We start from the raw sequence: 13,001 nt of genomic DNA on the forward strand, positions 1-13,001 counted from the left end.
AGCACCGGGGGGCGCGCGGCCAACGTAGGAGTGAGATGGCGCAGTCTTTCTCCGCTTGCAAGGCAGGTCAAACGAAATCGAAAGTGCCAGGCAAAGCGCAACGAACGATCCGCTGCCGTCGCGTATCCGGCACGAAATCGGTCCGCGGCGGTTGTCCGGCGACCAGAAATTTCCACGCAGTCGCGCCGGGCTAAGACGCGTCAGCCTTTCGAGCAATCCGGCTTCGGCTCACCCGGCAGCTTGCCGTCGGGATGGCCGGCAAGATCGGGATTGGCCGTATAGAGCTGGTCGACCACCAGCGGCCGGTCGGGAAGGATCGACTGGTCCTCGCTCGACATCAGCGTCGTGTCGATCTTCTGCAGGAACGTGCCGTCAGGACCCCTGATGCTGATCGAAATCGCATAGGGCTTGTCCTTGACGATACAGGTCAGCGCCGGGCTCTCCAGGCTGACCTTGTCGAGCTTCGGCCAGACCTTCTGCTCGATCACCAGGGGAGGGCCGCCGGCCGGATTCTGGAAACTGGCGACCGCAACCTGGCCTTCGCCCATCGGCTGCAGGGGCCGCAGCGTCACGACATAGGTCGCCCGGGCGAGACGGTAATTGAAGACGACGACCTTGCCGGAAACCTCGAACAGCTTGCCGTCGCCGCCGGTGTCGCGGCAGGCGCCAAGCGCAACGGCTGCAATGAGCGCTGCACCGACAAGGATCGAACGAAAAACAACCCTAGGCATTGTTGACCTCATGTGCCGCCGTGCGGCGGCGATAGTGACGGCTTGCTTTCTGGCGGTTGCCGCACACAGCCATATCGCACCAAAGGCGGCTGGAATTGCGGCTCCTGTCGAGAAACAGCCAGCTGCAATTGGGACAGATCCTGAGCCTGGCGACCGTGTCGTCGCGCAGCAGCGACAAGGCCGAAACCGCCAGCGCCGCCTCGAACGCGATCGGCGTCGCCGGATCGCCGAACGGTCTGCCCGGTGCGCCGATTTCGGCCAGGCTCCGATCTAGGCCGTTGGCGCAGGCCTTGAGAAAAGCGGCGAGATCGCCGGCGGCAAGCGCACCTTTCGACACCGCGCCGCGAAACAGGCGGTCGGTCGTCTCGCGGATCGCCAGCACCACCGGGGCGATGCTGTCCGGCGAGGTCGCCTCCAGCGGTCTGCCGCCAAGCTCGGCACCGCGAAAGCCGCTTGCGGCATCGGCGAAGCGCGCGATCTCGGCCGGATCGTCAAAACGGTCGAAGGTCTTTTCCGGATCGTTGCGCAACACCACGGTGTTGGCCGTATCGAGCGCAAGAATGCCGCCGGTGAAGCGATGTGGGGTCCAGGATACTGTCATATCAGAAATCTAACCCATAAAACGCATTTGACAAGTTAGATTCTACGATGCAAACCTTGGCGCGGGCTCCGGCGCCCGGAAAGCTGTCTATGCTCTATTTCTTCCAGCAGGTGCTGAACGGGCTGCATTCCGGCGCGCTCTATGCGCTGCTTGCCTTCGGCTACGTGCTGACCAACGGCATCCTGCACCGGACCAATCTCGCCTATGGCGCGCTGTTCGCCTTTTGCGGCCAGACGATGATCCTGACCGTGGCCTTCGGCTATCAGGTATTGTGGCTGACCTTGCTGGCGGCAGTGGTGCTCGGCGTCGTCACGGCTTTCTTTTATGCCGCGCTGATCGGCCACGTGCTGTCGCGCAGCGTCTTCGAACCGCTGGCCGACCGCACGCCCAATGCCATTGTGGTGACGACGCTCGGCATCCTGCTGGTGCTGTCGGAAGCAAGCCGTATCGCCGCCGACACGCATGATTGGTGGCTGCCGCCGATGCTGGCGCAACCCATTGTCTTCGCTCAGGATGCCGGCTTCCAGGCGACGCTGACGCTGATCCAACTCATCGATTGCGCGGTGGTTCTGGCGGCAATCATGCTCGCTGCATGGGCGTTTGCCCGCTCGGGCTTCGGCCGCCGCTGGCGCGCCGTCTCCGACGATCCCAAAGCGGCTGCCATGTGCGGCGTGGACGTGCGCGCAGTGTTCCGGCATGCGGTGCTGTTCGGCGGTTTCTGCGCCGCGCTGGCCGGAATCATGGCCGCCCTTTACTACGGCAATGTCAGCTTCGGCTCCGGCCTCGTCTACGGGCTGAAAATCCTGTTCGTGACGGCGGTGGGCGGCTATCTCTCTCCGCCTCGGGCCGCGCTCGGTGCGGCCGCCTTCGGCATGGCGGAGTCGCTATGGGCCGGCTATTTCCCGATCGAATGGCGCGATGGCTGGATGTATCTGTTCCTGGTCGCGGCACTTGTGCTGATCGGTCCCGGCCGCGACCAGCAGAAGATCGCCTGATCGCCGCATCCGCTGTCAGACTTTGGTTGCATGACGCAGCAGCCGGTCGGCACTTATCCCCTGCCTCCCGTCACGACGGCGTTGATCGCGCCCATGCCATGTTGACCCGCCGAACCACGCACGGCATACCGTTGGGCCACAGCGGCGCGACGGAAAATAGGGGAGACGGCGCGCCTTCGACCTCAGGGAGGAATGCATGGCAGGGCTGCTCGCTCTATCCAGAACGATCGACCGTATGAACGAGTTCATCGGCCGGTGGATATCGTGGCTGATCCTGCTGGCAATCCTGGTCAGCGCCGCCAATGCCATCATCCGCAAGGTCTTCGACGTCTCGTCGAATGCCTGGCTGGAACTGCAGTGGTACCTGTTCGGCGCCGCCTTCATGCTGGCCGCCGCCTACACGCTGAAACAGAACGACCATATCCGCATCGACATCGTCTACGGCATGTGGTCGCGCCGCGTGCAGCACTGGATCGACCTGCTCGGCCATGTCTTCTTCCTGATGCCGTTCGTGACGCTGATGGTGATCTATTTTATACCCTACGTGTCGCTGTCGTTCCGCAGCGGCGAAATGTCGAACAATTCCGGCGGCCTGATCATCTGGCCGGCCAAGGCGATCCTGCTCGTCGGCTTCTTCCTGCTGGCGCTGCAGGGCATCTCCGAGATCATCAAGAAGATCGCCATCATGCGCGGCGACATGGACGATCCCAATCCGTTCATCTCGGTGCACGAACAGGCCGAGCTCGAGGCGAAAGCCCTTGCCGAAGAAGCCAAGGCGCTCGCCCAGGAGGCGCGCCCATGATCGAGTTCATCGCCCAGAACATGGCGCCGATCATGTTCGCTTCGCTGATCATCTTCCTGCTGATCGGCTACCCCGTCGCTTTCTCGCTCGCCGCCAACGGCCTGATGTTCTTCTTCATCGGTGTCGTGCTGTCGCCCTATTCGGGCGGCTCGATCAACCTGGCGTGGCCGCTGCTGCATGCGCTGCCCGACAATTTCTACGGCAGCCGGGTGATGTCGAACGACACGCTCTTGGCAATCCCGTTCTTCACCTTCATGGGCATCGTGCTGGAACGATCGGGCATGGCCGAGGACCTGCTCGACACGATCGGCCAGCTGTTCGGCCCGGTTCGCGGCGGCCTTGCCTATGCGGTGATCTTCGTCGGTGCGCTGCTTGCCGCGACCACGGGCGTGGTCGCGGCTTCGGTCATCGCCATGGGCCTGATCTCGCTGCCGATCATGCTGCGCTACGGCTATGACCGACGACTGGCGTCGGGCGTCATCGCGGCATCCGGCACACTCGCCCAGATCATCCCGCCGTCGCTGGTGCTGATCGTTCTGGCCGACCAGCTCGGCCGTTCGGTCGGCGACATGTATGCCGGCGCGCTGATCCCCGGCCTGGTGCTGACCGGCCTTTACACGCTCTACATCCTGATCATGTCGATCGTCCGGCCGAACTCGATGCCGGCGTTGCCGCTGGCGGCCCGCACGCTTGGCCACGGCGTGCTGTCGCTGCTCGCGGCACTGCTGGTGGCAGTCGCGGCTTTCTATGCGGCCTATCGCTACCTTGCGCCGGCGCATGGCGACAATGCCGATATTCTTGGCGCCAGCGTCGGCGTAGCCCTGATCTATATCGTGGCGATCGCCGACAAGGGCCTGAACATCAACATGATGTCCAGGTTGGCGCAGCAGGTGATCATCGTTTTGATCCCGCCTCTGGCGCTGATCTTCCTGGTGCTGGGCACCATCTTCCTCGGCATCGCCACCCCGACGGAGGGCGGCGCCATGGGCGCGGTTGGCGCCCTGGCGATGGCGGCAATGAAGGGGCGGTTGTCGCTGGATGTCATCAAACAGGCGCTCGCGTCGACCACCAGGCTTTCCTCCTTCGTGCTGTTCATCCTGATCGGCGCGCGGGTGTTCTCGCTGACCTTCTACGGCGTCAACGGCCACGTCTGGGTCGAGCATTTGTTGACGTCGCTGCCGGGCGGCGAAGTCGGCTTCCTGATCGGCGTCAACATCCTGGTCTTCGTGCTCGCCTTCTTCCTCGACTTCTTCGAGCTCGCCTTCATCATCGTACCGCTCTTGGCGCCGGCTGCCGATAAGCTCGGCATCGACCTGATCTGGTTCGGCGTGCTGCTCGGCGTCAACATGCAGACAAGCTTCATGCACCCGCCTTTCGGCTTTGCGCTGTTCTACCTGCGCTCTGTCGCCGCGCGCGTGCCCTATCTCGATCGCCTCACCGGCAAGCAGATCGCGCCGGTGACCACCGGCCAGATCTATTGGGGCGCCGTGCCCTTCGTCTGCATCCAGGTGATCATGATCGGGCTGACCATCGCCTTCCCGCAAATGGTCATGCGCTACAAGGGTGCGGCCGTCGATCCGGGAACGATCGAGATCAACTTGCCTGATATGCCAGGCCTTGCGCCTCTCGGCACACCACCACCAGCCAACGGTGGCCCATCACCTGCGGCGCCACCGTCGAACGATCTCTCGCAGCCGCCGAATTTCGGCGAGACGCCGCCCGCCAAGCCGGCGGCGCCGGCGACCGACCTGTCGCAGCCGCCGAACTTCAACTGATGTGTGAACACTGAGAACCTGAGTGAGGATGTCATGAGAGCCGTGCGCCTGGAAGCCGTGGGCAGCATTGCGCTACGGGAGGTCGACAAGCCTGTTGCGGGACCGCAGGACGTTCTGGTGCGCGTCGAAGCCTGCGGCGTTTGCGGCACCGACCGTCACCTCCTCCACGGCGAATTCCCTTCGAGCCCGCCGGTGACGCTTGGTCACGAATTCTGCGGCATCGTCGAGGCTGTCGGTGATGCGGTTTCCGGCATCGCCATCGGTGACCATGTTACCGGCGATCCCAACATCTTCTGCGGACGCTGCAGCCATTGTCGGGCTGGCCGGGTCAATTTGTGCAGCAATCTCAGGGCCATCGGCATCCATCGCGACGGCGGCTTCGCCGACTATGTCGTGATGCCGCAGAGCCAGGCCTTTCTTCTGCCTGCGAACCTCAAGCCAACGCATGGCGCCTTCTGCGAGCCGCTGGCCTGCTGCCTGCACGCTGTCGACCTCGCCGGAATCAGACCCGGCGCTGCCGTGGTGGTGCTTGGTGGCGGCGTCATCGGCCTGCTTACCGTGCAATTGGCGAGGCTCGCAGGAGCGGCGACCATCATCCTGTCGACGCGGCAGGCCTCCCGCCGTGCGCTCGCCGAAGAGCTCGGTGCAACGGCGACGGTCGACCCAAGCGCGGTCGACCCGATCGAGGCGATCGCCGGCCCAACCGGCCTTGTGCCCGGCGGGGCCGACGTGGTGCTCGAATGCGCCGGTGTCCCCGATACCGTCGAACAATCGATGCGGCTGGCGAAGTCCGGCGGCACGGTGGTGATCGTCGGCGTGATGCCGCAAGGCGTGAAAGTGCCCTTCGAACCGTTCGACATCCTGTTTCGCGAACTGAAGGTTCTCGGCTCGTTCATCAACCCCTTCACCCACAGGCGGGCAGCGGACCTTGTCGCGTCCGGGGCAATCGAGATCGACAAGCTCATCTCCAGACAGGTCGGCCTGGACGGAGCCCCCTCGGTTATCTCCAACCCGGCCGCCCCCGGCGAGGTCAAGGTGTTGGTGGTGCCGGGCAGGGATTGAAGGGCAGCCTCAATCCTGCGACGTTGGCGATTGGCGAAACGACGATGACCGCGTCCCTCTCCCCGTCGCTATACGGGGAGAGGATGCCGGCAGGCAGGTGAGGTGCAGCGTCAACGCTTGGAAAGATAAGCTATAATTTCGGGGCGGCTACCAAGCCCAAGGCGATCAATCGCCGAAGTTTGCGCCGCCCCTCATCCACCTGCCGGGACCTTCTCCCCGTATAGTGACGGGGAGAAGGGACAGATCCCAGCCTACAGTTTGCCGTTGCGCTGCTGGACCATCATGAAGGTGTCGTAATTGTACTCGGCCACCTGGGCCCACAGATAGTGCTCCTTGCGGAAGCCCTTGATCGAGTCCCAGATCTTCTTGAACGGTGCGTTGGTGGCTTCCATTTCGGTGTAGACCTCATTGGCCTTCTCGAAACAGGCGGCCATGATGTCCTGGCTGAACGGGCGCAATTTCGCGCCGCCGGCCACCAGCCGCTTCACCGCCGCAGGATTGAGAAAATCGTATTTCTGCAGCATGTTGGCGTCCGCCGCCTGCGCGGCGGTGTGCACAAGCGACTTGTAGGCGGGCGACAGCTCCTCGTACTTGGCCTTGTTGAACAAGAGATGGACGGTCGGGCCGCCTTCCCACCAGCCGGGATAATAGTAGTAGGGCGCGACCTTGTAGAAGCCGAGCTTCTCGTCGTCATAGGGGCCGACCCATTCGGCGGCGTCGATCGTGCCTTTTTCCAGCGCCGGATAGATGTCGCCACCGGCGATCTGCTGCGGCACGACGCCGAGCTTCTGCACCACTTTGCCGGCAAAGCCGCCGATGCGCATCTTGAGGCCGGACAGGTCGGCGACGGTGTTGATCTCCTTGCGGAACCAGCCGCCCATCTGCACGCCGGTGTTGCCGCCGGGCAGGCCGAAAAGACCCTGCGTGGCAAGAAACTCGTTGAACAGGTCGATGCCGCCGCCATGATAGTGCCAGGCGTTCATGCCGCGCGCGTTGAGCGAGAACGGCACCGCCGCACCGAGCGCCCATGTCGGGTCCTTGCCCCAATAATAGTATGACACCGTGTGGCAGGCCTCGACAGTGCCGGCAGTGGTGGCGTCGGCGGCCTGCAGGCCGGGCACGAGTTCGCCGGAGGCGAAGACCTGGACCTGGAAATTGCCGTCCGTCGCCTCAGACAGCATCTTGGAGAAGACTTCGGCGCCGCCATAGATCGTATCGAGTGACTTGGGAAAGGACGACGCCAACCGCCACGTCACTTTCGGATTGGACTGGGCGATTGCCGGTGCGGCTAGCGTAGCGGCAGCCGCCGCTGCGCCCACGCCGGTGACCCCGGCCTTGCGGATGAATGAACGACGATCCATGCAGTTCCTCCCTATTGGACCAACAACCGATATCAGGGACATCTCCTCACGTCCGGTATCGATTTGCCCGAAACAATACACGGGCAAAAGGTCGAGTCCAGCATGGTGGCGGGATTTGACGGCGGCGCTGGCGACAAATCCGCGGGCCGGCCGGCCAGCCTGCAACTATGTCTAACGTTCGCCGCGTGGCCCATGCGAGATGGCGAAACTTGCCATGGAAAAGCGCCTTCGGATCGCCTATTTTGCAGGCACAATAGCTATTCGCTTCGCGCCAAATGGAATCCGGACCCAAAATGCACCAGCCGCTCGTCGCCATATCAACCGACGTCCGTCAGTTCGACAACTACACCTGGCATGCCGTCCCGCAGCAATATATCGAGGCAGCACTTTCCGGCGCCGGCGTGTTCCCGCTTTTGGTGCCGTCATTCGGTGACCGGCTCGACTTCGACGAGCTGTTGTCTTCGGTCGACGGTGTCATGGTCACTGGCTCGAAGTCCAACGTGCATCCATCGCTCTATGGCGGCGACGCCAGCGAAGCCAACGGCCCCTACGACCCGGCGCGCGATTCCACCACGCTGCCGCTAATCCGCAAGGCGATCGAGCGCGGCGTGCCGCTGCTTGCCATCTGCCGCGGCATCCAGGAGTTGAACGTTGCGCTGGGCGGCACGCTTGGCACCGAGATCCAGGAGCGCGAAGGCTCGCTCGACCATCGCGCGCCGGTGAGCGACAACCAGGACGAACGCTTCGCCATTCATCAGACCATTTCGATCAAGCCGGGCAGCTGCCTGGCCGGCGTGTTTGGCGCCGGCGACATCAAGGTCAACTCGCTGCACCGCCAAGGCATCGACCGGCTCGGCTCGAAGCTGCAGGTCGAGGCGGTTGCCGGCGACGGCACGGTGGAGGCAGTTTCGGTGAAGGACGCCCGCGCCTTCGCCGTCGGCGTGCAATGGCACCCCGAATACTGGGTCAAGTCGGACAACAACTCGGCCAAGATCTTCCGCGCCTTCGGCGATGCGGTGCGGCTGCATGCGGCGGCGAAGGCCGGTGCACGGGCGGCGGCGGAATAAATCCCGGCGATCAATTGCCGGCGGATTGATCCCGTTCGCCGGTTGTCGCCAGCGACAGCAGCGGCGTGGCCGGAGCGTAGGATTCGTAGCCGTCGCCATCCGCAACCGAGAAGGTGACGATCGGGTCGGTGCCGTCGGCGCTGAACGCGATCGTGCCGTCCTCGCCCTCTCGCCAGAATTTTGCCCGCTCGATGCCGGGCAGCAGCCCGCGGCAATTCGGCGCCACGGTCAACAGCGACAGGCCATCGTCAATCGCGGCGCCGCGGCTAACCGCGCAGTCGCCTTCGTCGCCATTGGCGACCAGCCTGAAGGTGGTTGCCGGCCTTGCTTCATTGGCCGAACTTTCACTGCTGCCGCCGTGAAACAGCTGAAAGCCGGCGAAAAGTGCCGCTGCCGCAATCGATGCCGGAAGTTTCGTCATCTTGCACTCCGCGCCCCCGGCGCAGATGCAGAATGATTCCAAAGCGTTAAGCCGACGTTAACGAGTGTGGCAGAGAGCCGCTCAGCTTCGTGGCTTGACTTGCGCCGTCTCAGGCACCGGGGTCAGTGGCCGGCGCTCGCTGAACCAGGATACCAGATTGTCGACGCACAGATCCGCCATGGCGCGGCGCGTATGGTGCGAGGCCGAGCCGACATGGGGCAAAAGCGAGGTGTTTGGCGCCTCCAGCAAAGCCTTGGGCACATTCGGTTCATCGGCGAAAACATCGAGCCCGGCCGCGGCGATGGTGCCGTTGGCAAGCGCTGCGGCGAGGTCTGCCTCGTCGACCGTGCTGCCACGGCCGATGTTGACGAAAACGCCGTTGGCGCCAAGCGCCGCCAGGATTTCGGCATTGACCGCCTTCTCCGTGGAAGCGCCGCCCGGCACTACGGAAATCAGCGTATCGACCGCTTCGGCAAGGCCCTTCAGCGTCGGGTGGTATTCATAAGCCAGACCTTCGACCTTGCGCCTGTTGTGGTAGGCCACCGGCAGCCCGAACGCTTCCAGCCGGCGCGCAATGGCAAGGCCGATGCGGCCCATGCCGAAAATGCCGACATGCCGACCGCGCAAGGTCAGCCGGCTCAGGGGATAGTTGCCCTTCTTCACCCAACTGCCGTCGCGCAGCCATTTCTCGGCGTTGTAAAGTTCACGCACGGTGTTGAGCAAAAGGCCGATCGTGGTGTCGGCGACCTCCTCGGTCAAAACATCGGGGGTGTTGGTGACCATGATGTTTTTCTTGGCCGCATGGCCGGCATCGACCGAATCATAGCCGACGCCGAAGGAGGCGATGAGTTCGAGGTTGGGCAATGCATCCATCAATGCCGCATTGACGCCGGCAAAGGACGCAATGGCGCGCACGTCATGGCGCATCTCCTCGGTGACCAGGGCGGGATCGGCGCGCTCTATCTTGACCCGCTTGAAGGTGCGGTCGATGCGCTCGACCGCATGGTCGTTGAAATGTCCCGGCACCAGAACGGCGACGGTCTGCAACGCATCAGTCTTGGTCATGCACGCTCCACCGGCTTGCCGGTCGACTGGCGCACATGCAGTTCCGGCTTGATCAGTTCCTGTGACGGCCGTACCGCCTGTCCGTTCAGCTTGTCGAGCAGCGCGCTGGCGGCACGGCGGCCGACCTCTCGCTGGCCATTCCAGACCGTGGTGAGCGCCGGTGTCGCGATTGCCGCCTCCTCGAGATCGTCATAGCCGGTGACCGAGATGTCGGCGCCCGGCACCAGGCCGGCGCGGGCAATGCCGTTCATCAGGCCGATGGCGACCAGATCATTCCAGCAGCAAGCGGCGGTTGGCTTGTCTTTAAGCGCCAAAAACTGTCCAGCCGCCTCGAATCCGCCCTGCTTGGTGCGCGGCCCGGCGATGCGCCAGGACGGCCTGACCTCAAGCCCGGCGGCCTCCATGGCGTTGAGATAGCCCTGGTAGCGGTCGCGCCCTGTCGAGGTCTGGTCGGTGCCGCCGATCATGGCGATGCGCTTGTGCCCGAGCGAGATCAGATGATTGGTGGCAAGTGCCGTGCCATAGGCATCGTCACCACGAAACACCGGCACGTCGGCGCCTTCCACGCTGCGTGCGATCAGCACCGCCGGCAGGCCGTTTTCCTCGGCCATGACGATGTCGGAAGCCGGCGTGCCGATGGCCGGCGACATGATGACGCCGTCGGCGCCAAGCTGCAGCAGCGTATCGATGAAGGTGCGTTGCTTTTCCAACTGGTCATAATGGTTGGACAGGATGAAGGTCTGCCGGCTGCGATCGAGTTCGCTTTCGATCGAGCGCAGGATCTCGGCGAAGAACGGGTTCATTATGTCGTGCACGACGACACCGACAATGCCCGAGCGCGAGGTGCGCAGTGAGGCGGCGCGGCGGTTGTAGATATACCCGATGGCCCGCGCATGTTCCTTGATGCGGTCACGCGTGGCGCCGGCGACCAGCGGGCTGTCGCGCAAGGCGAGGGAGACAGTGGCCGTGGACACGCCAAGCGCATCCGCGATCGTCGAAAGCTTGATCTTTTGTGCCAGCCCTTCGCTCCCCGAGTTTTTTTAAATTTTTTAAATGCGGCGTTATGCCATCGGATTCGGAGCAAATCAAAGTTTTTTCGCCAGCGCCTCCGCCTCGGCATCGACGGTCGTGCGATTGCGCAGCCGCAAACGGTGCTCGCGATGGATGATGTAAAGGCCGCTGGCGACGATGATGGCAGCACCCACCAGCGTCCAGCGGTCGGGGAACTGGTGGAAGATGATCCAGCCGGACAGGATCATCCAGACCATCTGCGAATAGGGGTACGGCGCCAGCGCCGTGGTGGTCGCCAGGCGGTAGGCCTGCACCAGCAGCCAGTGGCCGCCGGCGCCGAACACGCCCAGCATCACCAGTATGAACCAGTGCCAGCCATCCTGCGGCAGCCCATGCGAGAACGGCAGCATCGGCAGAAGCAGCACGGCCGGCGCCAGCGCCGAAAACAGGATCAGGCTTTCCGAGGTTTCGCTGGCTGACATCCGCCGCGTCATGATGACGTAAAAACTGTTCGACAGCATCGAGCCGAGCGCGAAAAGATGGCCGATGCCGAACACGCCGATGCCCGGCCTTGTAATGACGAGCACGCCGACAAAGCCCGACAGGATTGCCAGCCAGCGCCGCCAGCCGGCCCATTCACCAAGCAGCGGTCCGGCAAGGGCGGTGATCACCATCGGCCCGAAGAAGTAGATCGAGGTGGTCTCGGCCAGTTGAAGCGTTTTGAGCGCCATGACGTTGCACATCGTCGAGCCGAACAGCAGACCGCCGCGCAGGATGTGGGCCGGCAAATTGTTGGCGCGGAAGCGCGACGGCTCGCGCCAGCCGCGCAGGAAGACGCCGACAAGCAGGACATGGACGGTGAAGCGGGCCCAGGCGACGATCAGCGCCGAGACGCCGGCCAGCACCAGATATTTGCTCGATGTGTCGAGAAAGGTGAAAAAGACATAGGTGGACAGCATGAACAGCATCGCCGCGGGCGGCGTTGCGCTTTCGTCTGATCTTGCGGGAACGTTCAAATGTCAGGCCGGGCAGGGAGGATCAACGCTTAACCTTTGCGGCAATCGCGTGCGCCCGGCAAGCCAAAAGCGACTGGCACAACAGGAGCCGCGCGCAGGCTCAGCGCGGGCCGATCCTATGCCGGCTAAAGCGCCTCGTCGGATGCCACTTGCGCCTGGAGATGAAGCCACAACGCCTCGGCGACGGGTCCATGCGGTCGGTCGCGCCGGCGCACCGCCGCCAGGATCTCCGTCCGGCCGGGCAGATGTGCACCAGCGATCGAGATCAGCCTCCTATCCCGCAGTTCGTCCTCGATCAGCCATGCCGGCAGATGGCCCCAGGCCAGTCCGTGAAGGATCAGTTCCTTCTTCATCAGATGATCCGGCGCCGAGCACTGATGCGCACCGTCGATGAGGAAATAGCTCTCCGGCGATGGCCGCCGCGCCGTGTCGCGGATCACGCACTGGGTGAAGGGCCGCATCTGCTCCGGCGCAATCTCGCGGCCAGGCGCGAACGGAAGGAACCCAGGCGCCACCACCGGCACGAGGGGCACCGCGCAGAGATCGATCCGCTCGAGATGCGGATCGGAAGGATCCGCGCGATGGAAGATGAGGTCAGCCGAGCCTTCCATCAACCGTTCGAGCGGACCGCCGACCGCCTCGTACTCCAGGTGCAGGCGTGTCCCGGTGCGTTCGGCAAAGAAGCCGCTGAGCATACGCAGGATTTGCGGTCGCGGGCAGAGATCACCCATGACGACACGCAGGACCGTCTCCTCGCCGCTCGCCAACTGGCCCGCATAGGTTCGCAGATGGTCGAGCTCGCGCAATGTCAGCTGCGCTCGCGCGTGAAACTCGCGGCCCGCCTCCGTCAGCCCCACCCGATATCCGCTGCGGTCGAGAAGTGTGAGCCCGAGCAACTGCTCGAGGCGTGCGACAGCGGCGAAGACGGATGGATGCGATCGGTTCAAGGCAAGGGCGGCCGCCTGGAAGCTGCCCTCGCTTGCCACGGCGTCAAAGCACCGTAAGTCGTGGAGTTTCAGACCATTCATTATCGTAAAAACCTACTGAGATCGTCCAATCATAGTAATTTTCCTGGATAATTACGAGGCCTAGGG

The 13,001-nt window shown here is 63.6% G+C and carries 13 protein-coding genes; 5 read left to right on the plus strand and 8 right to left on the minus strand.

Annotated elements, in window-relative coordinates:
• Nucleotides 1-200 precede the first annotated feature (200 nt).
• Complete coding sequence (locus X726_RS148360; protein ID WP_031197797.1) at nucleotides 201-743, minus strand: hypothetical protein; 543 nt, start codon at nucleotides 741-743, stop codon at nucleotides 201-203.
• Nucleotides 724-1,332 carry a CGNR zinc finger domain-containing protein gene (locus tag X726_RS148355; RefSeq protein WP_023671346.1) on the minus strand — a complete coding sequence of 203 codons (609 nt, stop codon included), beginning with the start codon at nucleotides 1,330-1,332 and terminating at the stop codon, nucleotides 724-726. The genes X726_RS148360 and X726_RS148355 overlap by 20 nt, the downstream gene beginning before the upstream one ends.
• Before the next feature lie 89 nt (nucleotides 1,333-1,421).
• Between X726_RS148355 and X726_RS148350 the strand changes: the two genes are divergently transcribed.
• From X726_RS148350 to X726_RS148335, 4 genes are all read left to right on the plus strand, one after another.
• Nucleotides 1,422-2,327, plus strand: coding sequence for a branched-chain amino acid ABC transporter permease (locus tag X726_RS148350; protein WP_023671347.1), 906 nt, complete (start codon nucleotides 1,422-1,424; stop codon nucleotides 2,325-2,327).
• A gap of 196 nt (nucleotides 2,328-2,523) precedes the next feature.
• Nucleotides 2,524-3,129, plus strand: coding sequence for a TRAP transporter small permease subunit (locus X726_RS148345; RefSeq protein WP_023671348.1), 606 nt, complete (start codon nucleotides 2,524-2,526; stop codon nucleotides 3,127-3,129).
• Nucleotides 3,126-4,904, plus strand: a complete 1,779-nt coding sequence (locus X726_RS148340) for a TRAP transporter large permease subunit (protein WP_023671349.1) — start codon at nucleotides 3,126-3,128, stop codon at nucleotides 4,902-4,904. Before X726_RS148345 ends, X726_RS148340 begins: the two co-directional genes overlap by 4 nt.
• Before the next feature lie 33 nt (nucleotides 4,905-4,937).
• The gene (locus X726_RS148335; protein ID WP_023671350.1) at nucleotides 4,938-5,966 is read left to right on the plus strand and encodes a zinc-dependent alcohol dehydrogenase family protein; all 1,029 of its coding nucleotides are present in this window, start codon (nucleotides 4,938-4,940) and stop codon (nucleotides 5,964-5,966) included.
• Nucleotides 5,967-6,217: 251 nt separating this feature from the next.
• Here the strand turns inward: X726_RS148335 and X726_RS148330 are convergent, their stop codons facing one another.
• Nucleotides 6,218-7,327: a TRAP transporter substrate-binding protein gene (locus X726_RS148330; RefSeq protein ID WP_023671351.1), complete on the minus strand. Its 1,110-nt coding sequence runs from the start codon at nucleotides 7,325-7,327 to the stop codon at nucleotides 6,218-6,220.
• 293 nt (nucleotides 7,328-7,620) lie between these two features.
• Between X726_RS148330 and X726_RS148325 the strand changes: the two genes are divergently transcribed.
• Nucleotides 7,621-8,394, plus strand: a complete 774-nt coding sequence (locus X726_RS148325; RefSeq protein WP_023671352.1) for a gamma-glutamyl-gamma-aminobutyrate hydrolase family protein — start codon at nucleotides 7,621-7,623, stop codon at nucleotides 8,392-8,394.
• Nucleotides 8,395-8,404: 10 nt separating this feature from the next.
• Here X726_RS148325 and X726_RS148320 read toward each other — a convergent pair whose 3' ends face one another.
• The 5 genes from X726_RS148320 to X726_RS148300 all read right to left on the minus strand — a co-directional run bounded on the left by X726_RS148320 (nucleotide 8,405) and on the right by X726_RS148300 (nucleotide 12,935).
• Entirely contained in the window at nucleotides 8,405-8,815 is a 411-nt protein-coding gene (locus tag X726_RS148320; RefSeq protein ID WP_023671353.1) for a hypothetical protein, read from the minus strand.
• A gap of 81 nt (nucleotides 8,816-8,896) precedes the next feature.
• On the minus strand, nucleotides 8,897-9,880 hold the full coding sequence (locus tag X726_RS148315) for a 2-hydroxyacid dehydrogenase (RefSeq protein ID WP_023671354.1): 984 nt from the start codon (nucleotides 9,878-9,880) through the stop codon (nucleotides 8,897-8,899).
• Entirely contained in the window at nucleotides 9,877-10,899 is a 1,023-nt protein-coding gene (locus X726_RS148310; RefSeq protein WP_023671355.1) for a LacI family DNA-binding transcriptional regulator, read from the minus strand. The genes X726_RS148315 and X726_RS148310 overlap by 4 nt, the downstream gene beginning before the upstream one ends.
• 66 nt (nucleotides 10,900-10,965) lie before the next feature.
• Nucleotides 10,966-11,850 (minus strand): DMT family transporter, encoded by an 885-nt coding sequence (locus X726_RS148305; protein ID WP_032886143.1) that lies wholly within the window; start codon nucleotides 11,848-11,850, stop codon nucleotides 10,966-10,968.
• 182 nt (nucleotides 11,851-12,032) lie between these two features.
• Entirely contained in the window at nucleotides 12,033-12,935 is a 903-nt protein-coding gene (locus X726_RS148300) for a LysR family transcriptional regulator (RefSeq protein ID WP_023671357.1), read from the minus strand.
• Nucleotides 12,936-13,001 lie beyond the last annotated feature (66 nt).

Source organism: Mesorhizobium sp. LSJC285A00 (assembly GCF_000503155.1).
Classification (GTDB): domain Bacteria; phylum Pseudomonadota; class Alphaproteobacteria; order Rhizobiales; family Rhizobiaceae; genus Mesorhizobium.

What these genes read in the sequence shown, in the direction of transcription:
- X726_RS148355 (WP_023671346.1), bottom strand. Translation starts at nt 1,332, where the DNA reads ATGACAGTATCCTGGACCCCACATCGCTTCACCGGCGGCATTCTTGCG.
- X726_RS148320 (WP_023671353.1), bottom strand. Translation starts at nt 8,815, where the DNA reads ATGACGAAACTTCCGGCATCGATTGCGGCAGCGGCACTTTTCGCCGGC.
- X726_RS148325 (WP_023671352.1), top strand. Translation starts at nt 7,621, where the DNA reads ATGCACCAGCCGCTCGTCGCCATATCAACCGACGTCCGTCAGTTCGAC.
- X726_RS148360 (WP_031197797.1), bottom strand. Translation starts at nt 743, where the DNA reads ATGAGGTCAACAATGCCTAGGGTTGTTTTTCGTTCGATCCTTGTCGGT.
- X726_RS148330 (WP_023671351.1), bottom strand. Translation starts at nt 7,327, where the DNA reads ATGGATCGTCGTTCATTCATCCGCAAGGCCGGGGTCACCGGCGTGGGC.
- X726_RS148345 (WP_023671348.1), top strand. Translation starts at nt 2,524, where the DNA reads ATGGCAGGGCTGCTCGCTCTATCCAGAACGATCGACCGTATGAACGAG.
- X726_RS148300 (WP_023671357.1), bottom strand. Translation starts at nt 12,935, where the DNA reads ATGAATGGTCTGAAACTCCACGACTTACGGTGCTTTGACGCCGTGGCA.
- X726_RS148335 (WP_023671350.1), top strand. Translation starts at nt 4,938, where the DNA reads ATGAGAGCCGTGCGCCTGGAAGCCGTGGGCAGCATTGCGCTACGGGAG.
- X726_RS148305 (WP_032886143.1), bottom strand. Translation starts at nt 11,850, where the DNA reads ATGCTGTCCACCTATGTCTTTTTCACCTTTCTCGACACATCGAGCAAA.
- X726_RS148315 (WP_023671354.1), bottom strand. Translation starts at nt 9,880, where the DNA reads ATGACCAAGACTGATGCGTTGCAGACCGTCGCCGTTCTGGTGCCGGGA.
- X726_RS148340 (WP_023671349.1), top strand. Translation starts at nt 3,126, where the DNA reads ATGATCGAGTTCATCGCCCAGAACATGGCGCCGATCATGTTCGCTTCG.
- X726_RS148350 (WP_023671347.1), top strand. Translation starts at nt 1,422, where the DNA reads ATGCTCTATTTCTTCCAGCAGGTGCTGAACGGGCTGCATTCCGGCGCG.